General features: G+C 66.2%; 18 protein-coding genes and 2 tRNA genes. 5 read left to right on the top strand and 15 right to left on the bottom strand.

Translation table 11 applies throughout. The features are described from left to right. Positions 1-19 precede the first annotated feature (19 nt). The gene (locus HX774_RS07005) at positions 20-754 is read left to right on the top strand and encodes an energy transducer TonB (RefSeq protein WP_178825445.1); all 735 of its coding nucleotides are present in this window, start codon (positions 20-22) and stop codon (positions 752-754) included. Here HX774_RS07005 and HX774_RS07000 read toward each other — a convergent pair. Further along, positions 751-1,548, bottom strand: coding sequence for a serine protease (locus HX774_RS07000; protein WP_178825443.1), 798 nt, complete (start codon positions 1,546-1,548; stop codon positions 751-753). The genes HX774_RS07005 and HX774_RS07000 overlap by 4 nt on opposite strands. Positions 1,549-1,612: 64 nt before the next feature. On the opposite strand from HX774_RS07000, the gene HX774_RS06995 reads away from it, so the two are divergent. The 4 genes from HX774_RS06995 (at position 1,613) to HX774_RS06980 (ending at position 4,831) form a co-directional block, all read left to right on the top strand. Further along, positions 1,613-3,835 (top strand): S9 family peptidase, encoded by a 2,223-nt coding sequence (locus HX774_RS06995; protein ID WP_178825441.1) that lies wholly within the window; start codon positions 1,613-1,615, stop codon positions 3,833-3,835. Further along, on the top strand, positions 3,832-4,374 hold the full coding sequence (locus HX774_RS06990) for a GNAT family N-acetyltransferase (RefSeq protein ID WP_178825439.1): 543 nt from the start codon (positions 3,832-3,834) through the stop codon (positions 4,372-4,374). Before HX774_RS06995 ends, HX774_RS06990 begins: the two co-directional genes overlap by 4 nt. 100 nt (positions 4,375-4,474) lie before the next feature. Next, a tRNA-Asp gene (locus HX774_RS06985) sits at positions 4,475-4,551 on the top strand. Positions 4,552-4,754: 203 nt separating this feature from the next. Further along, positions 4,755-4,831: transfer RNA gene (locus tag HX774_RS06980), tRNA-Asp, on the top strand. 485 nt (positions 4,832-5,316) lie between these two features. On the opposite strand, the gene HX774_RS06975 is transcribed toward HX774_RS06980, so the two are convergent. From HX774_RS06975 to HX774_RS06910, 14 genes are all read right to left on the bottom strand, one after another. Further along, positions 5,317-8,892 carry a M1 family aminopeptidase gene (locus HX774_RS06975; protein ID WP_178825437.1) on the bottom strand — a complete coding sequence of 1,192 codons (3,576 nt, stop codon included), beginning with the start codon at positions 8,890-8,892 and terminating at the stop codon, positions 5,317-5,319. A gap of 10 nt (positions 8,893-8,902) precedes the next feature. Beyond that, positions 8,903-9,796 carry an ABC transporter ATP-binding protein gene (locus HX774_RS06970; RefSeq protein WP_178825435.1) on the bottom strand — a complete coding sequence of 298 codons (894 nt, stop codon included), beginning with the start codon at positions 9,794-9,796 and terminating at the stop codon, positions 8,903-8,905. 83 nt (positions 9,797-9,879) lie between these two features. Then, the gene (gene gcvA, locus HX774_RS06965) at positions 9,880-10,830 is read right to left on the bottom strand and encodes a transcriptional regulator GcvA (RefSeq protein ID WP_178825433.1); all 951 of its coding nucleotides are present in this window, start codon (positions 10,828-10,830) and stop codon (positions 9,880-9,882) included. Beyond that, positions 10,827-11,831, bottom strand: coding sequence for a cysteine synthase A (locus tag HX774_RS06960; protein ID WP_178825431.1), 1,005 nt, complete (start codon positions 11,829-11,831; stop codon positions 10,827-10,829). Before HX774_RS06960 ends, gcvA begins: the two co-directional genes overlap by 4 nt. Positions 11,832-11,898: 67 nt before the next feature. Next, positions 11,899-13,305 (bottom strand): dihydrolipoyl dehydrogenase, encoded by a 1,407-nt coding sequence (gene lpdA, locus HX774_RS06955; RefSeq protein ID WP_178825429.1) that lies wholly within the window; start codon positions 13,303-13,305, stop codon positions 11,899-11,901. A 2-nt stretch (positions 13,306-13,307) separates the two neighbouring features. Then, positions 13,308-13,787: a glutathione peroxidase gene (locus tag HX774_RS06950; protein ID WP_178825426.1), complete on the bottom strand. Its 480-nt coding sequence runs from the start codon at positions 13,785-13,787 to the stop codon at positions 13,308-13,310. Positions 13,788-13,800: 13 nt separating this feature from the next. Continuing rightward, positions 13,801-15,102 (bottom strand): pyruvate dehydrogenase complex dihydrolipoamide acetyltransferase, encoded by a 1,302-nt coding sequence (locus tag HX774_RS06945; RefSeq protein ID WP_178825424.1) that lies wholly within the window; start codon positions 15,100-15,102, stop codon positions 13,801-13,803. Continuing rightward, positions 15,099-16,454: a pyruvate dehydrogenase complex E1 component subunit beta gene (locus tag HX774_RS06940; protein ID WP_178825422.1), complete on the bottom strand. Its 1,356-nt coding sequence runs from the start codon at positions 16,452-16,454 to the stop codon at positions 15,099-15,101. Before HX774_RS06940 ends, HX774_RS06945 begins: the two co-directional genes overlap by 4 nt. Before the next feature lie 3 nt (positions 16,455-16,457). Then, entirely contained in the window at positions 16,458-17,489 is a 1,032-nt protein-coding gene (pdhA, locus tag HX774_RS06935) for a pyruvate dehydrogenase (acetyl-transferring) E1 component subunit alpha (protein WP_178825420.1), read from the bottom strand. A gap of 114 nt (positions 17,490-17,603) precedes the next feature. After that, positions 17,604-17,924, bottom strand: coding sequence for a septum formation initiator family protein (locus HX774_RS06930; RefSeq protein ID WP_114816617.1), 321 nt, complete (start codon positions 17,922-17,924; stop codon positions 17,604-17,606). Positions 17,925-18,073: 149 nt separating this feature from the next. Then, positions 18,074-19,351, bottom strand: coding sequence for a phosphopyruvate hydratase (gene eno, locus HX774_RS06925; RefSeq protein WP_178825418.1), 1,278 nt, complete (start codon positions 19,349-19,351; stop codon positions 18,074-18,076). Between the two features lie 98 nt (positions 19,352-19,449). Then, positions 19,450-20,061, bottom strand: a complete 612-nt coding sequence (locus HX774_RS06920; protein WP_178825416.1) for a hypothetical protein — start codon at positions 20,059-20,061, stop codon at positions 19,450-19,452. Positions 20,062-20,174: 113 nt separating this feature from the next. After that, on the bottom strand, positions 20,175-20,357 hold the full coding sequence (gene rpmF, locus HX774_RS06915) for a 50S ribosomal protein L32 (protein WP_114816620.1): 183 nt from the start codon (positions 20,355-20,357) through the stop codon (positions 20,175-20,177). A 268-nt stretch (positions 20,358-20,625) separates the two neighbouring features. Next, the coding region (locus HX774_RS06910) for an NAD(P)/FAD-dependent oxidoreductase (protein ID WP_178825414.1) at positions 20,626-21,713 on the bottom strand (1,088 nt) is incomplete at its 5' end.

Raw genomic sequence — 21,713 nt, 5'->3', positions numbered from 1 at the left:
TGAAGGAAGCTTCATGCCCTTGATCGCCGCCCTTTTAATCAGCGTCGCCTTAGCCGGCGAAGACCCGAAGGTGGTGAACCCCATCTGGGTCTCCGCGCCCGTTGCGACGGCCGCCGACTATCCGCGTTTCGCCGCTATCATCCGGGCGGAGGGCCACGTCATTGTGCAGTGTGAAGCCCTGCCCACAGGCGCCCTGTCAGCCTGCACCGCCATGTCGGAGAAGCCCGCCGACCTGGGCTTTGGCCGCGAAGCCGTGCGTGTGGTCCAGCGCGGCGTCCTCGCCCCGCGAACGGGGGACGGAACTTCGGAACCCAGCCGAATCCAGGTCCGCCTCCCGTTCCACATGTCGGCGAGGACGCCGTCCACAAAACCTGCCCCCTGGACAGGCCCCGAGCCCACCGCTGGTCAGCAAGCTTCCGCGCAGCGCTGGGCGGTACGGACGACTTCTCGGAGACCCCTTCTCGCGCGTTTCGGGCTGGAGGATCTCCCGCCTGACCGCCGCGCCGTCGTGACGGAATGGATCGGCGAACTGTATCCGGATCGTCAGAAGACGCAGGCGATCTTCACCGTCGCCGCCGCACGCCTGCTGGCCGAGGTCGGGCTCCCTGAAATGCCGCCGACCCGGCCGCTTGACGAGGAAACCTGGAGCAGGCGGTTTGCGGCGGCCAGCGCGGACCAGTTCGACCGACACGCCGCCGACGCCGAACTTCGCCGCCGATACTGCGCCCGCTATGAGTGCGCGTCCGGGCTCTAGGGACGGGGTGCGTCCAGCAGCGCAATCGCCTCGCGCACATACTGGGCGTGGGCGACGACGCCCAGTTCTAGCCCCTCGCCGCCGCCCTGAACTTCCTGCACCAACACTCCGGCGATGTAGGGGTGATCCGGCGTCGGCGCGCCCGGCAGGCGGTCCACGGCGGGCGTCCAGAAGACCGGCCCGCCGGAGTTGCCTTGGGACACCGCGAAATCCAGCAGGAAGATGGGGAAGTGGCGGATCGGCGTCAGCGGCCAGGAACTGATCCGGCCCAGGCGCAGGATCGGAAAGCCCGCCTTGTTGGCTGACAGCCCATGAGGATAGCCCAGCGCCATCAGTTCGTCGCCCGGCCCCACGCGCCACTGGTCGAACGTATTCTCGTCCGCCAGCCAGCCCAGAGGGATAGCCGCCTGGGCGAAGGCGGCGGGCGCAGCGATCTCCATGACCGCCACGTCGCGCTCGAGGTGCTGCGTCCATAGCGGCGCCCCCACGGCATCGCGGATCGGCAGGTTCGCGGGCGTGAACTTCCAGGCCCCGTCTGCCTCGGGCGTTCGCCAGCCGATGCGCGCCTCGGCACTCGGCATGACGTTCAGGACGTGGGCGGCGGTGACCAGCACCACGCGCGGCGTACCGTCAGGTCGGGGGGCGGAAATCAGGAAGCCGGTGCCGACCTTTCGCGTGCTCTGGTCCAAAGGCTGGTCGATCTGCACCGTGGCGTTGATCAGGCCGACGGTCAGGTCCCACGGGGCGGGCGCGACAGCGGCGGGCGGAGCGGGCGGAACATCCTGAGAGATCATGTCGCCATTTGACGCCGCCCGTCGGCGGGCACAAGGTCCGCCCGAACCATTGGGGAGCCTATTGATGAATCGCCGCGAACTGATCGCCTCGACCGCCGCCGTCGGCCTCGCCGCCGCCTCCCCTGCACTCGCCCGTTCGACTACCGGAGCCTCGATGTCCCTGCCCCAACCGCCCGTCGCCAAGAAGGTCCCCGTCCGCATCGAGCAGTTGGGCCGCGTCCGCGTCGACGACTATCAGTGGATGAAGGACGACAACTGGCAGGCCGTGCTGCGCGACCCCTCGCTGATCAAGGCCGACGTCAAGGAACACCTGACCGCCGAGAACGCCTATCGCGAGGCCATGATGGCCTCGACCCTGCCGCTCCAGGCCGCGATGTTCGAGGAGATGAAGGGCCGCATCAAGGAAGACGACAGCTCTGTCCCCGCCGCCGACGGCGCCTGGGAGTATTTCACCGAGTACCGCACCGGCGAGCAGCATCCGCGTTATATGCGGGTCGAGCGCCAGGGGACCTGGATGGTCGACGGCCAGCCAGTGACCAAGAGCTTCATCAAGGTACCGACGCCTCAACTCCTGCTGGACTGCAACGCCTTGGCCGAGGGCAAGGCCTATTCGGAGGTCTCGGCGGTGGAGCACAGCCCCGACCATGCCCTGTTCGCCTATGCCGAGGACGCGCAGGGCTCCGAGGTCTTCAAGATCTACGTCAAGGACCTGGCGACCGGGGAGGTCCTGCCCGACCCCATCGAATCGGCGACCGAGAACTTCACCTTCTCGCCGGACAGCCAGTGGATCTTCTGGACCAACCGCGACAACAACGGCCGCCCGGACAAGATCTTCCGCCGCCCGGCGCGCGGCGGCGAGACCACCCTGGTCTATGAGGAAACCGACGACGGCATGTTCCAGAGCGTCGGCCGCACCTCGGACGACGCCTTCATCATCATCGGCATCGGCAATCAGGAAACCTCGGAAGGCCGCATCATTCCGGGCTCGGACCCGACTGCGACGCCCGTGGTGGTCGAGCCGCGCCACGTCGGCCGCCTGTATGATCTGGACCACTGGGGCGACCGCTGGGTGATCCGCACCAACGCCGACGACGCCATCGACTTCAAGGTGGTCGAGGCGCCGACCGACGCCCCGGCCAGAGCCAACTGGAAGGATCTGATCCCTCACACGCCGGGCCGCTTCATCGAGGGCGTGGCCCTGGTGAAGGACTATCTGGGCCGTCAGGAGCGGGCCGACGCCAATACGAAGATCGTCATCCGCGACCGGGCCGGCGCCGAGCATGAGATCGCCGTGGACGAGCCCGCCTACGCCCTCTCGCTGGGCGGGGCGACGGAGTTCGACACCACGGTCATGCGCTATGGCTACAACTCGCCGTCCACGCCGACCTCGACCTATGACTACGACCTGAAGACGCGCGAGCGGACCCTGCGCAAGGTTCAGGAAGTGCCCTCGGGCCATAACCCCGCCGACTATGTGGTCGAGCGGCTGAACGCCCCGGCCTCGGACGGCCAACTGGTGCCGGTGACGGTGCTGCGCCGCAAGAACACGCCGGTCGACGGCTCGGCGCCCCTGTTGCTCTACGGCTACGGCTCCTACGGCATCCCCATGGCGGCCAGCTTCTCGACCAACCGACTGTCGCTGGTGGACCGCGGCTTCATCTACGCCATCGCCCACATCCGCGGCGGCTCGGACAAGGGCTGGAACTGGTTCCTCAGCGCCCGGCGGATGACCAAGAAGAACACCTTCACCGACTTCATCGCCTGCACCGAGCACCTGATCGAACGCAACTATGCGAAGGCGGGCAAGATCGTGGCCCAGGGCGGGTCGGCGGGCGGTCTGCTGATGGGCGCCGTCACCAATATGCGGCCCGACCTGTGGGCCGGCGTGATCGGCAGCGTGCCCTTCGTCGACGTGATCAACACCATGAGCGACACCAGCCTGCCGCTGACGCCGCCGGAATGGCCCGAGTGGGGCAATCCGATCGAGGACGCCGCCGCCTACGACTACATGTACAGCTACAGCCCCTATGACCAGATCGAGGCCAAGGCCTATCCGGCGGTGCTGGCGACCGGCGGCCTGTCCGACCCGCGCGTCACCTATTGGGAGCCGGAGAAGTGGGTGGCCAAGCTGCGGCCCGCGACCACATCGGGCAATCCGGTCCTGCTGAAGATCAACATGACGGCGGGTCACTTCAGCTCGTCGGGCCGCTTCGACTATCTGAAGGACGTGGCCCACGACTACGCCTTCGCCGTCTGGGCCGTGGACAAGGGCTGGCAGAAGGCGTGATCGTTCGGCCGTTTGCGGAAGCCGATCTGGCGGCTGTCAGCGCCATCTACGCCGACAGCGTGCTGCACGGCACGGGGACGTTCGAGCTGGACGTCCCCTCAGTCGATGAGATGCGGGCGCGGCTGGCTGCGCCCGCGAGGCTGGGCCTGCCCGTCCTGACCGCCGAGATCGACGGTCAGGTCGCGGGCTACGCCTACGCCGGGCCCTACCGCCTGCGCGCCGCCTATCGCTACATGGTCGAGGACTCGATCTATGTGGCAGAGGCGTTTCGCGGGCGCGGCGTGGGCAAGGCCCTGCTGGAGGCCCTGTTGGGCGCGTGCGAGGCTATGGGAATGCGGCAGATGGTGGCGGTGATCGGCGACAGCGCCAACGCCGGCTCCATCGCCCTGCACGCCGCAGCCGGCTTCGAACATGTCGGCGTATTCCACGCCGCCGGATGGAAGTTCGACGCCTGGCGCGACGTGATCTTCATGCAGAAGGCTCTGGGCCTGGGCGCGCAGGCGGCGCCCGACGCCCCTGGCCTCGACTGCGGGCGCTAGAAGCTGAATTCTCGGCTATTTTCAGCCCTTTCATACATTGCGCTTGACCGGATCATGAGTCGCCCTTAATCGCCCTCTTCTCCTCCTCGCGGAGGGGAATGCGGGTGTAGCTCAGTTGGTTAGAGTGCCGGCCTGTCACGCCGGAGGTCGCGGGTTCGAGTCCCGTCACTCGCGCCATTTTCTTCAGTCGAAGGAAATGGCGCGCCCCGCCCGTCGCCAAGACGCCCTCGCTCATTTTATTCCGATCATCAGCCCGCTCGCTGTGCGTCCGTGCGCCGTCATGGAGCCGCGTGACCTTTTTCAGCAGGGCGAACGTTCGGCGCTTGACCGCGTCGTGAGTCGCCCTTAATCGCCCTCTTCTCCTCCTCGCGGAGGGGAATGCGGGTGTAGCTCAGTTGGTTAGAGTGCCGGCCTGTCACGCCGGAGGTCGCGGGTTCGAGTCCCGTCACTCGCGCCATTTTCTTCAGTCGAGGGAAATGGCGCGCCCCGCCCCAGGGATCTGTATTTCCTCAAAAATCCTTATCTAACATCAGGCCAGCCTTGCTTTGAGCCTGGGGCCGGGTCTGTGCTCCGTCGAAGCCGGATTGCACGCTGATCAGAAAAAAACAGTGCAATTGGTGCAATGGGCGCCGCGCGCGACCGCCCATGCGGACGAAGCGGCTTGAGCCTCGGTGGAGGCCACGGCCCTGAGCGGGCGGCGGCGGGCGGGAATGTCAAAGACAGCCGCCAGTCTGATCCCTCCGACGCCTCAGGCGCGTCGATCCCATCGATAATCCCGCAATCCCAGGTTTTTACCGGGATTGGCGCGCGCCGTTGTGCATGAGGAGCGCTGGATGGCGTGTCCCAGCGGGCGGATTGGCGTGCGGTAATGCGCAAGAAAAAAGGGGGAGAGCGCGCGCCCTCCCCCCTTCACGCCTGGCCGGTATTCTCCCGGCGCGGCGGTCACGTCACAGGTTTGACGTTGTCGTCCGAGTTGCGGTCGATCCAGCGATTGTAGGGGTCAATCCCCGCAAAGGCCGGCTTCTCGGTCGTGACGAAGCGGAAGACCTGGGTTCCGCTGCCCAGGGGGCGACGCTCCATCAACATGACCGACTTCTGGTCGAACGCGCCCTTGCCGGGTTCAGCGGAGAACAGGCCGACATCGAAGGTCTCGTTCAACGGGGCTTCGGTCTCCTCGCCCTTGCCGTCGGCGTAGAGCTTGCGGGCCTCGACCGTCAGGGCGACGTCCCACTTGCCGTCGGCGCGCTTGGTCGCCGTGACCGACTTGGTCTTCACGTCATACAGGGTGATCTTTTCGAACAGGTCGGTGATCAGGGCCTGCTTGTCCGCCGGCGCCTCGGCCCGGATGGCGTTGACCAGATCCAGCGAGCGCGGATAGGGCGCGGACTTGAAGGCGTACTGCGCCAGCACCCGACGCAGGGCGCGGTTGACCGCCTCCTCGCCGATCTGATCACGCAGCAGGTACAGGACCAGCCCCCCCTTCTGATAGTGGATGTACTGCTGGTTCTCGACCCGGATCAGCGGCATCTCCTCCAGCCGTTCCATGCCGCGCGAACGCAGGTAGCGGTCCAGTTCGTACTTGAGGAAGCGACGGATCTTGTCGGGTCCGTACAGCTTCTCCATCACCATCAACGCCGAATATTGCGCCAGGGATTCCGATAGCAGGGTCGAGCCCTGCTGGTCCGAGCCGATCACCTGGTGCGCCCACCACTGATGCCCGACCTCGTGAGCGGTGACATAGGTGACGTAGTCGATCTTCTCCTCGTCGCTCAGGTCGGCGATGAAGCCGAGGCCTTCCGAGTAGGGCATGGTGTTGGCGAAGGCCTGAGCGAAGCTGGCATAGGCCGGGAACTCGATGATCCGGGCCTGACGGAACTGATAGGGGCTGAAGGCCGTGCCGTAGTAGTCCAGCGACGCCTTCATCCCGGCCAGCATCCGCGCCACGTTCTGCTCGTGACCCTTGTGGTAATAGACGGCCAGTTCGATGGGGCCGTGCTGCTCCTTGGCCACCTGATAGTCGGCGGACTGGACCGAGAAGAAGTTCAGCACCGGCGCCTCGGTGACGAAGCGGGCCGTGCGGCGGCCGTCTTTGGTCACGTCCGACACCTTGTAGCCCGGCGCGATCGGCGTCTGATCGGCGACCGTGGTCACGGTGATGTCGGCGTTGACCCAGCCCGTGCCGATGTAGTTCTGGTTCTGGGCGCTGACGTCCTCCAGCTTGGCCATGCGCAGCTCAGGCGGCAGGCCGTGCTTGCGGCGCTTGGCCCGGTCGGACAGCAGGCCGTCGCGGCCCATGCCGATGGTCAGGGCGAACTCGCCGTTGTTGACGAAGGTGCCGTTGTCGACGATCCGGGTCGTGTCGCCACTGTTCTTGAAGCCGCGCTGCTCCAGCACCGTTTCAAAGGCGATGGTGCGCTTCTCGCCCGGCTGCATCGGCGTGGCGAAGCGATAGATGCGGTACTCGAACTGCGGCCATTCCTTGGCCAGGGTCGCGCCCTGCACATCCAGGCTGGCGATCTTCAGACCGTAGTTCCAGCGCAGGTGAACCTCATTCAGAGGCGCGCCCGTCTGGTTCTGGATGACATAGCTGCCCTTGGTCGTCAGGCGCGGCTGGTGCGGGTAGAGGTCCAGGTCCAGCTTGACGTCGGTGATCTCGGGCTGGGGCGTCTTTTCGTACTTCAGCAGGGTCTTTTCATAGTCCGCCATCAGCTGCTCTTGCTGATTCTGGGTGCGGTACTCGTTCCAGACGTTGGTGTTGATGAAGGCGTAGACGCCCAGGGCCACGAAGGCCGTCAGGGCGACGCCGCCGATGACGCCCGCAGGCCCCATCAGGCGACGCGGCAGACGCTTCAGGCGCGGCATGAAGCGCGTCTCCGCCCCGCGACGCCACAGGCCATAGGCGATGACCAGCAGGACGATGGCGAAGGCCGACCAATAGGCCTGCATCCACGCCGCATAGCCGGCGAACTTGCCCAGGCCGTTCATGTCCGACAGCGGCATCCCCGTCCCTGCGCCATAGCGATAGAGAACGTGGTCGAAGCCCATGTTGGACAGGACGATGGTCGAGATCAGATAGACCACCATGATGGCCCAGCCGACGAACTTGTTCGGCGACAGCGACTGGACGACAATGGCCAGCACCGCCGTCAGCGCAAAGCCGATGGACTGGGGCACGACATACCAGAACAGGTATTTGCCGATCTCGTAGTTGGTGTAGCCCTTGATCGTCTGCACGATCATGCCGGCCAGCGATGCGGCCAGCAGGGTCGAGACCAGCACCAGGATCAGGGCCAGGGTCTTGGGCAGCAGGAAGGTCCAGTCGGGCGTCGCCGTGGAATCGATGATCTCATGCGTGCGACGCTCGCGGTCGCGCCAGACCAGTTCGCCGGAATAGTAGATCGAGATGATCATGACGATCAGGCCGAACGAGCCGCCCAGGGTCTCGATCACCACCCGCGTCACCGGCAGGACCGGCGCGCCATATAGCTCGCCCGCAAACAGCAGGACGGCGATGCCGAAGGCGAAGCCCAGCGCCAGCATGACGAAATAGGCCGGGCTCTTGAACACGGCCTTCATCTCGAAGGCGGTGCGCGAGATCAGCTGGGTCCAACCGGCCTTGAAGCCGTAGGAGGGCTGAGCCAGCGGCGCGACCGGCGCCGTCGTGTCGGGCGAGGCTTCGGCCAGGGCCTTCAGCTTTTCCTGCTTGCGCAGCTTCGAACCACGCGGCGACGGATTGTACAGGGGCCAGGCGGCGGCGAGGAAGGCCAGGCTGACGCCGAGCCATAGCAGCTTGTTGCCCAGCAGCAGGCCGGTCAGGGGCGCGTTGATCGTGTTGCGCTCGGCCGCCGTCCAATACTTGGTCGCCAGGCCATAGGCGCCGGCGCCGAAGGGCTCCAGCCAGGCCACCAGGGTCTCCAGCTCCGGCTTGGAGCCGAACACCGAGGTGGTCGTCATATACAGGATGAAGACCCCGACGACGCCGACATAGGTGGCCATCATCGAGCGCGTGACGGTCGCTAGGGTGAAGAAGACCGCCGAGCTGAACAGCAGGCCCGGCAGGCCCATGACGACGAAACCGTAGAGGTAGTCCAGCGGACGGAACGGCCCGACCGTCTCCTTGTCCACCCAAGGCATCAACGTGCCGATCAGGATGCCCAGGGCGACCGACAGGAAGGCCAGGGTCACCACGGCGAAGGCGCCGAGGAAGCGACCGTAGAGGTAGTCGAACTTGGACAACCGGCTGGCCCGGATCATGGGGCCGAAGCCGGTCGTGGCGTCACGCACCACGACGTTGGCGACAATGGCCGTCGTCGCCAGCATGAAGAAGAGGTTGAAGGCCAGATGGGCCTGAGCGATCGCATAAGGGGCGTTCTTGAAGACGTTGCCGCCTGTGCCCAGGCTGACGTTCGGACTGGCGACCAGGCCGAAGCTCAGCAGGAAGAAGAGGATGGAGATGACCCAGAAGGCGGGCTGGCGAAGCTGATAGCGGAACTCGAAGGCCGCGACTTTCCCGAACATGATCCGGGCCTCAGGCGGCTTGAGCGACGGCCGGGCGGCGCGAGGCGGCCAGGGTCGAGAAATAGACGTCCTCCAGACCGCCCGAGGCCGGCTCGAAGCCCTCGCCCGGCTGGGCGTCGGCCAGGACGTGGATCACGGTCTGACCCGCGAACAGGCGCGTCGAGATGACCTCGAAGCGGGCGCGGTGTTCCGGCAGCGCCTCCTTGGCGATGGCCTTCTTCCACACGCGGCCGGACATCTGCTTCATCAGCTCCAGCGGCGCGCCTTCCAGCTGAATCTTGCCGCCCGCCAGCACCGCCATGCGCGGGCACAGGTCGGCCACATCCTCGACGATGTGGGTCGACAGGATGACCACCACGTTCTCGCCGATCTCGGCCAGCAGGTTGAGGAAGCGGTTGCGCTCCTCCGGGTCCAGGCCCGCGGTCGGCTCATCGACGATGATCAGGCGCGGGTTGCCGATCAGGGCCTGGGCGATGCCGAAACGCTGGCGCATCCCGCCCGAGAAACCAGCCAGGGCCTTCTTGCGGACGCTCCACAGATTAACCTGGTTCAGCAGGGCCTCGACCGTCTGCTTGCGCTCCTTGCCGTCGGCGATGCCCTTCAGCACCGCCATGTGGTCGAGCATGTCGTAGGCCGAGACGCGCGGATAGACGCCGAAATCCTGGGGCAGATAGCCGAGCGTGCGGCGCAGCTGTTCGGGCTGGCGAATCACGTCGATGTCGCCGAAGCGGATCTCGCCCGAGGTCGGGGTTTGCAGCGTGGCGATGGTCCGCATCAGCGTCGACTTGCCTGCGCCGTTCGGGCCCAGCAGGCCGAACATCCCCGTCGGGATCGTCAGGCTGACGTCGTCCAGGGCCCGTGTCCCGTTGCCGTAGACATGGACAAGATTGTTGATCGTCAGCATGAAGCGCCCCCGCGTGTAAAAGGTGCTTTACGCTGACGGATTCAACGCCCGATCTTCAAGTTACAAATCGGACAGGTTGGCGATCAGAGATCGTCCACACGCTGTTCCGCCGCCTGGACCTCGGCCTTCATCCAGCGGACGAAGGCGCGGGCGGGTTCGGACACGCCGCTGCGGCGGGTCAGGACGTGATAGGCCATCTCCGTCGTCAGAGCCCCGTCGGCGAAGGGCGACACCAGCCGCCCCGACGCCAGATCGTCAGCCACGAAGGCATAGGGCGCCAGGGCCACGCCCTGACCATGGGCGGCGGCCTCGATAGCCAGGGCCGTCTGATCGAAACGCGGCCCCGCCGTGGCGTCGACCTGATCCACGCCCCTCGCCTTCAGCCAGGTCGCCCAGTCGGGGCGCGGTTCTTCCAGTTCGCCGGCGCGCAGGTGGATCAGGACGTGCTGCGCCAGGTCGGTCGGACGTCTCAGAGCCCTGGGTCCGGTCAACAGGGCCGGACTGCACACGGGGGTGACATCGGCTGACAGCAGACGCTCGGACCGCACGCCGGAATAGTCGCCTCGACCGTAGCGGACGGCCACGTCCACGCGACCGCCGCCGACATCGGCCAGCCGCATATCCGCCGACATCCACACCTCGACCTCCGGATGCGCCGCCGCGAAACGGGCGATGCGTGGGGCCAGCCATTTGGCGGCGAAGGACGGCGGGACGCTGACGGCCAGGGCATGGCGACGGTCGGGACGGTAAAGCAGGTCCCCTGCCCGCTTCAGATAGTCGAAGCCGTCGTGCAGCAGCGGATAGAGCTCAGCGCCCAGGTCGGTCAGGGCGATCTGACGCCCCTCGCGGTGGAACAGGGGCGCGCCCGCATGTTCCTCAAGAATGCGGATCTGCTGGCTGATAGCGCCGGGCGTGACCGACAGTTCCTCGGCGGCGCGGGTGATGTTCAGGCGCCGCGCGGCGGCCTCGAACGCCTTCAAGGCGTTCAGAGGCGGGATACGACTCTCGACGGCGACGGCCTTCTTGCGGCTCATCGGTTCAGCCATTCCGGCGTCGGCAGGCCGCGCGCGGTCAGGAAGGCGGGGTCATAGACCTTGCTGGCGTAGCGCTGCCCTGCATCGCACAGGACGGTGACGATGGTCTTGCCGGGTCCCAGGTCACGCGCCATGCGGATGGCCCCGGCGATGTTGACACCGCTGGACGGGCCCAGTGACAGGCCCTCATGCTTCACCAGATCGAACAGGATGGGCAGGAACTCGGCGTCTTCGATCCGATAGGGATGATCGACCGCCAGCCCCTCCAGATTGCCGGTGATGCGGTTGACGCCGATGCCCTCGGTGATCGAGGAGCCTTCGCCCTTCAGCACGCCCTCGGTGAACCAGCTGTAGAGGGCCGCGCCCGGAACGTCGGCCAGACCGATGCGGACCTCGGGCTTCTGCTCCCGCAAATATGCAGCGCAACCGGCCAGGGTGCCGCCGGAGCCGGCGGCGCAGATGAAGCCGTCGATGTTTCCGTCGGTCTGTTTCCAGATTTCCGGCGCGGTGCCTTCATAGTGAGCTTCGCGATTGGCCAGGTTGTCGAACTGATCGGCGTAGAATGCGCCGTTCGGCTCGCTTTCGTTCAGTTCCTCGGCCAAGCGGCGGGAATAGGCGACGAAGTGGTTCGGGCTGGCGAAGGGGGCCGGATCGACCTCGATCAGACGGGCGCCGTGCAGACGGACCGCCCGCTTCTTCTCGTCCGTCTGGCTGCGCGGCATGACGATGACGACCGGGTGGCCCAGGGCGGCCCCGACCAAGGCCAGGCCGATGCCGGTGTTGCCCGCCGTGCCCTCGACAATGACGCCGCCGGGCTTCAGCGCGCCGGACGCCCGCGCCTTGCGAATGATGCTGAGCGCCGCCCGGTCCTTGATCGAGCCGCCGACATTCATGAACTCGGCCTTGCCGAGGATCTCACAGCCCGTCAGCTCCGACGCGCGCTTAAGGCGCACCAGAGGCGTATTGCCGATCAGGCCGAGAACATCAGGCGCGACGATCATGGAAGTTCCGAACCGTGGAGAAGAGGGCGACCCTCTTAGCCACAGTTCAGATTTTCTAACAACCGGATCAGATGTGGATCACGCGGCCATAGGCGTCCAGAGCAGCTTCGTGCATGGCTTCTGACATGGTCGGGTGCGGATAGACGATGCCGTGGATGTCTTCCTCGGTCGCTTCCATGGCGATGGCGGTGACGTAGCCCTGGATCATCTCGGTCACTTCGTGGCCGATCATGTGGGCGCCGATCAGGGCGCCGGTCTGGGCGTCGAAGATGACCTTGACGAAGCCGTCGACCTCGCCCGCCGCCACGGCCTTGCCGTTCACGCGGAAGGGGAAGCGGCCGATCTTGACCTCGCGCTTCTCGGCGCGGGCGCCCTGCTCGGTGACGCCGACCGAGGCCACCTGCGGCTGGGCGTAGGTGCAGCCGGCGATAGGCGAATGGACGTTGGGGGTCTTGTAGGCGGCGATGTGCTCGGCGGCGTGGATGCCTTCGTGCGACGCCTTGTGCGCCAGCCAGGGCGCGCCGGCGCAGTCGCCGATGGCGTAGAGGCCCTTGACGTTGGTCTGGCAGTGGCTGTCGGTCTTGATGTGGCCGCGGTCCAGTTCGACGCCCAGCGCCTCCAGGCCGATGCCGTCGGTGTTGGCGGTGATGCCGACGGCCGAGATGCAGACCTCGGCTTCCAGCGTCTCGGCCTTGCCGTTCACTTCAACAGCGACCTTCACACCCTTGGAATCCTTGGACACCTTCGTGACCTTGGCGCCGATCTTGAACTTGATGCCGCGCTTCTCGAACGACTTCTGAGCGGCCTTGGACACCTCTTCGTCCTCGACCGGCATGATGCGATCGACGGCTTCGACGACCGTCACCTCGGCGCCCAGGGCGCGATAGAAGCTGGCGAACTCGATGCCGATGGCGCCCGAGCCGATGACGACGAAGGTCTTGGGCAGTGTCTTGGGGGCCAGGGCGTCGCGGTAGGCCCAGATCTTGTCGCCGTCCGCTTCCAGACCGATTTGCGGCAGGGCGCGGGCGCGGGCGCCGACGGCCAGCATGACGGTCTTGGCTTCGATGGCGCGCGTGCCGCCGGCCTTCAGGGCGACGACGACCTTGGGCGCCGCAGCGCCCTTTTCGAGCGTGGCCGAGCCTTCGATCACCTCGATCTTGTTCTTCTTCATCAGATAGGCGACGCCCTTGTTCATCGTCGCCGCGACCCCGCGCGAGCGCTGGATGATGGCGTCGAAGTCGAAGGCGGCGCCCGAGGCGGACAGGCCGTATTCCTTGAGGTGCGACAGGCTCTCGAACTTCTCGCCCGACTTCAGCAGGGCCTTGGTCGGGATGCAGCCCCAGTTCAGGCAGATGCCGCCCAGGCTCTCGCGCTCGACGATGGCGACCTTCAGGCCCAGTTGGCTGGCGCGGATCGCCGCGACGTAACCGCCGGGGCCCGAACCGATGACGACGAGATCGAATTCAGCAGCCATGGTCAGATCAACTTCTCGATGTCGGCCTTGATGGCCGCGGGTTCAGTCTGGGGCGAGTAGCGCGCGACGACGCGGCCTTCGCGGTCGGTCAGGAACTTGGTGAAGTTCCACTTGATGGCCTGGGAGCCGAGGAAGCCGCGCTTCTGCTGGGTCAGCCAGGCATAGAGGGGGTGCCGGTTCGGCCCGTTGACCTCCACCTTGTCGAACAGGGGAAAGGTCACGTCGAAGCTGGTGGCGCAGAAGGCGGCGATTTCCGCCGCCCTGCCCGGCTCCTGCGCGCCGAACTGGTTGCAGGGAAAGCCCAGCACCTCGAACGGCGCGTCGGCGAAGTCCCGATGCAGCTTCTCAAGCCCGTCATACTGACCAGTGAAGCCGCACTTGGACGCCGTATTGACGATCAGCAGCGCCTGTCCGCGATAGCGGTCCAGCAATACGTCCGTGCCGTCGATGGCGCGGGCGGAGAAGTCATAGACCGAAGTCATGACTTCCGCTCCCCTAGGCCAGCATCGCCACGGGGTCTTCGATCAGCGGCTTGAACGCTTGCAGGAAGCGAGCGCCCGTCGCGCCATCAACCACGCGGTGATCGCAGGTCAGGGTCACGGTCATGACGGTGGCCACGGCCAGTTGCCCGTCCTTGACGACCGGACGTTGCTCACCGGCGCCCACGCTCATGATGCAGCCCTGCGGCTCATTGATGATCGAGGTGAACTGCTTGATGCCGAACATGCCCAGGTTGGACACCGAGAAGGTGCCGCCCTGGAACTCTTCCGGCTTCAGCTTGCGTTCGCGGGCGCGCTTGGCCAGGTCCTTGGACTCGGTCGCGATCTGCGCCAGGCCCTTGGTCTCGGCCTTCTTGATGATCGGGGTGATCAGGCCGCCGTCAATCGCCACCGCCATCGAGACATCGGCGTTGTGGTGCATGGCGATGCCTTCCGGCGTGTAGGAGGCGTTCGCCTCCGGCACCATCTTCAGCGCCAGGGCGGCGGCCTTGATGACGAAGTCGTTGACCGAGACCTTGATGCCCTGCGGCTCCAGCATCTTGTTCACCTTCGCGCGGACGGCCATCAGCTGGTCGATCTCGACGTCGATGAAGAGCGGGAAGTGCGGGACGTTCTGGATGCTGTCGACCATGCGACGCGCCACGGCCTTCTTCATCCCGTCCAGCGGGATCAGGTCGTAGCTGCCGTCCGGGATGCCCATCTGGGCCAGCGACTGGGCCTGACGCGGGGCGATGCCCGAGGTCGCGGCGGCGGGCGCCGTCGAGGAGGCGGGTTGGGCCGCGCCCTTTCCAGCGGTTTGGGTCGCGCCTTCAACGTCGCGCTTGACGATGCGGCCGTGCGGGCCGGTGCCCTTGATCGCCTTCAGGTCGACGCCGTTCTGGGCAGCGATGCGACGGGCCAGAGGCGAAGAGAAGATGCGCTCTCCGCTGTCCGACTTCGGCGCAGCGGGGGCCGGAGCGGCAGGCGCTGCAGCCTTGGGCGCCTCAGCCTTGGCCGGTGCGGCTTCGGCCTTGGGGGCTTCTTCCGTCTTGGCCGCAGGCGCGGGAGCAGCAGCGCCGCCTTCAGCCTTGAGGCGAGCGATCGGGGTGTTGACCTTCACGCCTTCCGTGCCTTCGGCGACCAGGATGTCGGTGACTTCGCCTTCATCCACGGCCTCGACTTCCATCGTGGCCTTGTCGGTCTCGATCTCGGCGATGACGTCGCCAGCGGAGACGACGTCCCCGACCTTGACGTGCCACTTGGCCAGGACGCCCTCTTCCATCGTGGGCGACAGGGCGGGCATCAGGATGTCGGTCATGCCATCACCTGCTTCACAGCCGCGATGATCTTGTCCACGCCCGGAAGCGACAGCACTTCCAGGTTGGCGGCGTAGGGCAGCGGCACGTCTTCCTGGTGCACGCGCAGCGGCGGCGCATCCAGATAGTCGAAGGCGTGTTCGATCACGCGGGCCACGACCTCGGCGCCGACGCCCATCGGGCCCCAACCTTCTTCGGCCGAGACCAGGCGGCTGGTCTTCTTGACGCTTTCGACGATGGTCTCGTGGTCGAGGGGACGCAGGGTGCGCAGGTCGATGACCTCGGCCTCGATGCCTTCCTCGGCCAGCTTCTCAGCGGCCTGGAGGGCGAAGCCGACCATGCGGGCGTGAGCCGTGATGGTGACGTCCTTGCCTTCGCGACGGACCTTGGCCTTGCCGATCGGCAGGACGTAGTCATCGCCTTCCGGCACGTCGAACTCAGTGCCGTACAGCATTTCGTGTTCGAGGAAGACGACCGGGTTCGGATCGCGGATGGCGGCCTTCAGCAGGCCCTTGGCGTCAGCGGCGTCATAGGGCGCGATGACCTTCAGGCCTGGGATCTGAGCGTACCAGGCCGAATAGTCCTGGCTGTGCTGAGCGCCCACGCGGCTGGCGGCGCCGTTGGGGCCACGGAAGACGATGTCGGCGCGGATCTGACCGCCCGACATATAGAGGGTCTTGGCGGCCGAGTTGATGATGTGGTCGATCGCCTGCATGGCGAAGTTGAACGTCATGAACTCGACGATGGGCTTCAGGCCCGCCATGGCGGCGCCGACGCCGAGACCGGCGAAGCCGTGCTCGGTGATCGGGGTGTCGATGACGCGGCGTTCGCCGAACTCCTGCAGCAGGTCGCGGCTGACCTTGTAGGCGCCTTGATACTGGGCGACTTCCTCGCCGATCAGGAAGACGCGGTCGTCGCGGCGCATTTCCTCGGCCATGGCGTCGCGCAGGGCGTCGCGCACGGTCGTCTTGACCAGCTTGGCGTCAGCCGGGATTTCCGGGTCGCGCAGTTCGACCTTGGGCGCAGCCGGAGTGGCGGCTGCGGCGGGAGCCGCCTCGGCCTTGGCAGTTTCAGCCTTGGGCGCTTCAGTCTTGGACGCAGGCGCAGGGGCGCTGTCTTCGCCGGCCAGACGCGCGATGGGCGTGTTGACCTTCACGTTTTCGGAGCCTTCCGGCACCAGGATTTCCAGCACTTCGCCTTCATCGACGGCTTCGACTTCCATCGTCGCCTTGTCGGTTTCGATCTCGGCGATCACCTGGCCGGCCGACACGGTGTCGCCCGCCTTGATGTGCCACTTGGTCAGCGTGCCCTCTTCCATCGTGGGGGACAGCGCCGGCATCAGAATGTCGGTCACGGATCAGGCCTCCACGTAGACGTCAGTATAGAGCTCGGACGGGTCCGGCTCAGGGCTTTCCTGTGCGAACTGTACGGCTTCGGCGACGATGGCTTTCACCTCGTTGTCGATGGCCTTCAGTTCTTCCTCGGTCGCCTTGGCGGCGGCGAGCAGCATTTTCAGGTGGTCGATGGGGTCGCGGGTCTTCTTGACCTCGTCGACCTCTTCCTTGGTGCGGTACTTGGCCGGGTCCGACATGGAGTGGCCGCGATAGCGGTAGGTCTTCACCTCAAGGATGTAGGGACCTTCGCCGGCGCGGGCGCGGGCCACGGCGCGGGCGGTGGCGTCACGGACGGCCAGGACGTCCATGCCGTCGACCTGCTCGCCCGGAATGCCGAAGCTGGCGCCGCGCATGTAGAGCTCGGTCGTGGACGACGAGCGTTCGATGCTCGTGCCCATGGCGTACTGATTGTTCTCGATGATGTAGATGGCCGGCAGCTTCCACAGCTGGGCCATGTTGAAGCTCTCGTAGACCTGACCCTGGTTCGAGGCGCCGTCGCCGAAGTAGACGAAGGAGACGCTGTCGTCACCGCGGTACTTGCCGGCGAAGGCCAGGCCGGTGCCCAGCGCCACCTGGGCGCCGACGATGCCGTGACCGCCGTAGAAGCCGGTCGCGGTGTCGAACATGTGCATCGAACCGCCCTTGCCCTTGGACGAGCCGCCGATACGGCCGGTCAGCTCGGCCATGACAGCGTTGGGGTCCATGCCGGCGGCCAGCATGTGGCCGTGGTCACGGTAGCCGGTGATGATCTTGTCGTGGCCCTGCTGGACGCTCTCCTGAACGCCCACCGCCACGGCCTCCTGGCCGATGTAGAGGTGGCAGAAGCCGCCGATCAGGCCCATGCCGTAAAGCTGGCCCGCGCGCTCTTCAAAGCGGCGGATGAGGACCATCTCGCGGTAGAAGCGCAGCAGGTCTTCTTTCGAAGCCTGGGGCGTGTTCGGAATCTTGGTGTCGTCCGCACTGGACGAGGATTTATGAGCGGCGGCTTTCGCCATCCGGCATCTCCCGGCTGCGCCCCCAGTTTCAGGGACTCTTATCGTTACGGAAAGGGGCTTTAGCAGCCTTCGTTCCCGAAACGCAAAGCGCGCCGGCCTGGCTGTAACAATAGTTCAGGAGGTCTGGATCGCGTCAGGATTGTGCGCGACAGGGGCGCTCAGGCGAACCACGTAGTCGCGCGGATCGGCAAAGCCGAGCACCGCCCTCGCCCGCTCTTCCAGCAGATCCTTGGACAGGCTCTCGGTCCGCAGGTAGCGCACGCGCACTTCCAGGTCGCGGCGTTGCTCCGTCAGGTGGGCCAGTTGAGCCTCGCGTTTGGCGAGAAGCGCGTCACGCTCGCCGCCGCTCAACAGGCCGCGCTGCCCCGTCAGGGCCTGGACCCCCAGGTAAAGGATCAGGAACAGCAGGAAGGCGGACGGAAGGTAGGGCTTCATCTGCTCGGGCACGACGGACGCTCCTTCTGAGCGTGAACACAGTTTCCCGATCCTGACCGAAAATGCCTAACGAACCGTAGCTTGGCCGTAATTGCGAACGCCGCCTCCGAGGTTCAGAGACGGCGCCGCGCACATCTTTGTGAGGCGGTTTATTTCAGCAGCATGCCGTCGCCGAAATAGGCGGCCTGGTCGCCCAGCATCTCTTCGATGCGCAGCAGTTGGTTGTACTTGGCCGTCCGGTCCGAACGAGCCAGCGAGCCGGTCTTGATCTGACCGCAGTTGGTGGCGACGGCCAGGTCGGCGATGGTCGAGTCCTCGGTTTCGCCCGAACGGTGGCTCATCACCGAGGTGTAGCCGGCGCGGTGCGCCATATCGACGGCGTCCAGGGTCTCGGACAGGGTGCCGATCTGGTTGACCTTGATCAGGATGGAGTTGGCCAGGCCTTCGCCGATACCGGCGGCCAGACGGCGCGGGTTGGTCACGAACAAGTCATCGCCGACCAGCTGAACGCGGTCGCCCAGACGGTCCGTCAGCAGCTTCCAGCCGTCAAAGTCGTCCTCGGCGCAGCCGTCCTCGATGGAGACGATGGGGAAGCGCTCGACCAGATCGGCCAGATAACCGACCATGCCGTCGGCGTCGAAGGCCTTGCCCTCGCCCGTCAGGTTGTACTTGCCGTTCTTGAAGAACTCGGTCGAGGCGACGTCGAGGCCCAGGTGGAAGTCCTCGCCCGCCAGATAGCCGGCGGCCTGACCAGCCTTGGTGATGAAGGCCAGGGCTTCCTCGGCCGAGGCCAGGTTCGGGGCGAAGCCGCCCTCGTCGCCGACGTTGGTGTTGTGGCCCGCATCCTTCAACGCCTTCTTCAAGGCGTGGAAGATTTCAGCGCCCATGCGCAGGGCGTCCGAGAAGCTGTCGGCGCCGGTCGGCAGGATCATGAACTCCTGGATGTCGATCGGATTGTCGGCGTGGGCGCCGCCGTTGATGATGTTCATCATCGGGGTCGGCAGGACGCGGGCCGAGACGCCGCCGATGTAGCGGTGCAGCGGCAGGTTCGAGCTGATGGCGCTGGCCTTGGCCGCAGCCAGCGACACGCCGAGGATGGCGTTGGCGCCGAGGCGCGCCTTGTTGTCGGTGCCGTCCAGTTCGATCAGGGCTTCGTCCAGACGGCGTTGGTCCTCGGCGTCCATGCCGGACAGGGCATCGAAGATCTCGCCGTTGACGGCGTCGACCGCCTTCTGGACGCCCTTGCCGCCCCACATGTCCATGTCGCCGTCGCGCAGTTCGACGGCTTCGTGCGCGCCCGTCGAGGCGCCCGACGGCACGGCGGCGCGGCCAAAGCTGCCGTCTTCCAGGGTCACATCCACTTCAACCGTCGGATTGCCTCGGCTGTCGAGAATCTGGCGGGCGACGATGTCGGCGATGTCAGTCATGAGGAAGGCGCTCTGTCAGGAGAAGAAGGTGCGACGGCCGGTTTAGACCAGCCGCCGCCGAATCGCCACCGGGCGACGCGCCTTGCCTGCTTTCAGCGTCAGCTGCAGCCTTCGACGTTCTGAATGCTGGGTCCGCCCGCATGGATGAAGGCCACCTTGCCATCGTCACCGATCTCGAACACCAGACCGCGCGCGGTCGGGTCGGTGACATAGGCGCCCTGCAGCTGAGGTTTGCCCGGCCAGAGGGTGACGTAGGCCGAGGGCGCGCCCTGATACTTGTGCGGCGTCACGGTGGCGGCGGCGTAGCGGGCCTTCAACTGTTCCCCGTCATCGCCGACGCCGACGCCGTCCTCGGTCTTGACGGTCGAGTCCTTGGTGGCGGTCAGCCGCGTCAGGACCCCGTTCTCCACCATGACCAGCAGGCCCTCGGGGGCGCGGGGCGGATGGTAGTAGCGACACTCGGACGGTTCGGCTTCGGCGGCATTGGCGGGCGGCGGCCCGACCGCAGCGTCGGCCTCGGCCTGGGTCATGCCGATCTTCAGCGGGCCATAACCTAGCGGCGTCAGCACATTGGCGTAGGCGGCGTCGCCCATGGCCGCCGGCGCGGCGGCGTCTGGCGCCTTCGCCTCAGGCGTCTTGGCGGATTCCGGGGCGTTGCAGGCGGCCAGGGCCAGCAGGGCGACGGAACAGAGGACGGCGTTACGGATCATGCGGAGCGCTCCAAAGGTTTAGCTTCACCGCACACAACGCACGAAAACGGCGCGCGATGTCATCGCGCGCCGTTAAATCTATCGTCCGGCCGAAGCCGAGGCCGTAATGAAGACTAGTCTTCCTTCGGCGTGATGACCTGACGGCCGCGATAGGTGCCGGTCTTCAGGTCGATGTGGTGCGGACGCTTCAGCTCGCCCGTGTCCTTGTCTTCGACATAGGAGTTGGCGCCGAGGGCGTCGTGTGCGCGACGCATGTTGCGACGCGAGGGGGATACTTTGCGTTTCGGAACGGCCATGTCCGTCTCAATCTCTAAGTCGGTGCGCCGTGAAGACGCGAAAACATACAGTGGCGGCCCCCCGATAAGAGCCGCCACGCGAGGGCGGGCTTATGCATGAAGATGTCGCCGATTTCAAGAGCGCCCGACGGATGAGCGCCACTTGAATGCGTGGGCCCGATTTCCGTAGCGAATACGGCCGTTTCCGCACCGATTATGGGTCATGCGGACCAGTTCAGGTGGCCAAGACCGCAACCCTTCTCGCCCTTCGCTGGCCCAGGTGATTCGCTCAGGCCCTGGTCAGCGCCGCCGCCACGGCCTCGCCGATGGCCAGGGAACTGGTCAGGCCCGGACTCTCGATGCCGAACAGGGCCATCAGGCCGTCGATGCCGTGATGCTCGTGCCCATGCAGTTGGAAGTCCGGCTGCGGCTCGCCCGGTCCGTGCAGCTTGGGCCGGATGCCGGCGTAGTCGGGCGTCAGCCGCTCGACCGTCACGCCCGGCCAGAAGCGGCGGATATAGCCCGCGAACCCCTCGGCCTTGGCCGGATCGACGGAATAGTCCTCGGTCTCGACATAGGCCAGGTCGGGGCCAAACACCCCCTGCCCGCCCAGATCCTTGCGGTAGTGGGTGCCCAGCGCCCCCGGAATGGGCGGCGGATAGATCAGTCGGTTGAACGGCGCCGGGCCCGTCAGACGAAAATAGACGCCCTTGCCCAGATGGCGCGCCGGAATGTCGGCGGCGGGATAGCCGTCGATGGCGGCGGCGACGGTCTGTGCCGACAGGCCGGGCGCCGTGACCAGCAGGCGGGTCGTCAGCACCGCCCCGCCGTCCCCGGAATCTGGGCCGCCCGCCGTGATCCTGAAACCGCCGTCGGACAGAGGCTCAGCACGCTCGAACGGCGTGGAGACCACGACCGATCCGCCCGCGTCCTCGATCTCGCCTTGCAAGGCCAGCATATAGCCGTGGCTGTCGAACAGGCCGCTTTCGGGCGACAGGACGGCGGCGTGGGCGTTCAGTTCCGGCTCGAGCGCCCGCGCCTGGGCCCCGGTCAGATGTTCCAGCCCCTCGACGCCGTTGGTCGTCGCCTGCCGGAAGATGGCCTCGATGCGCTCGACCTCGGCCTCCTCGGTCGCCACGACCAGCTTGCCGCATTTCCAGTGGTCAATCTTGTGGCTGCTCAGAAAGTCATAGAGGGCGCGACGCCCCTCGACGCAGAACTTCGCCTTCAGCGAGCCGGTCGGATAATAGAGCCCGCCGTGGATGACCTCGGAATTGCGCGAGGACACGCCCTGGCCGATGTGGGGTTCCTTCTCCAGCACCAGAACCGACAGGCCGCGTTTCGCCAGCGCCCGCCCGCAGGCCAGCCCCACAGCCC

Source organism: Brevundimonas sp. P7753 (assembly GCF_013386595.1).
GTDB lineage: Bacteria > Pseudomonadota > Alphaproteobacteria > Caulobacterales > Caulobacteraceae > Brevundimonas > Brevundimonas bullata.
The sequence above is the reverse complement of the archived record's forward strand: the minus strand, read 5'-3'. Positions and strand labels throughout refer to the sequence as shown.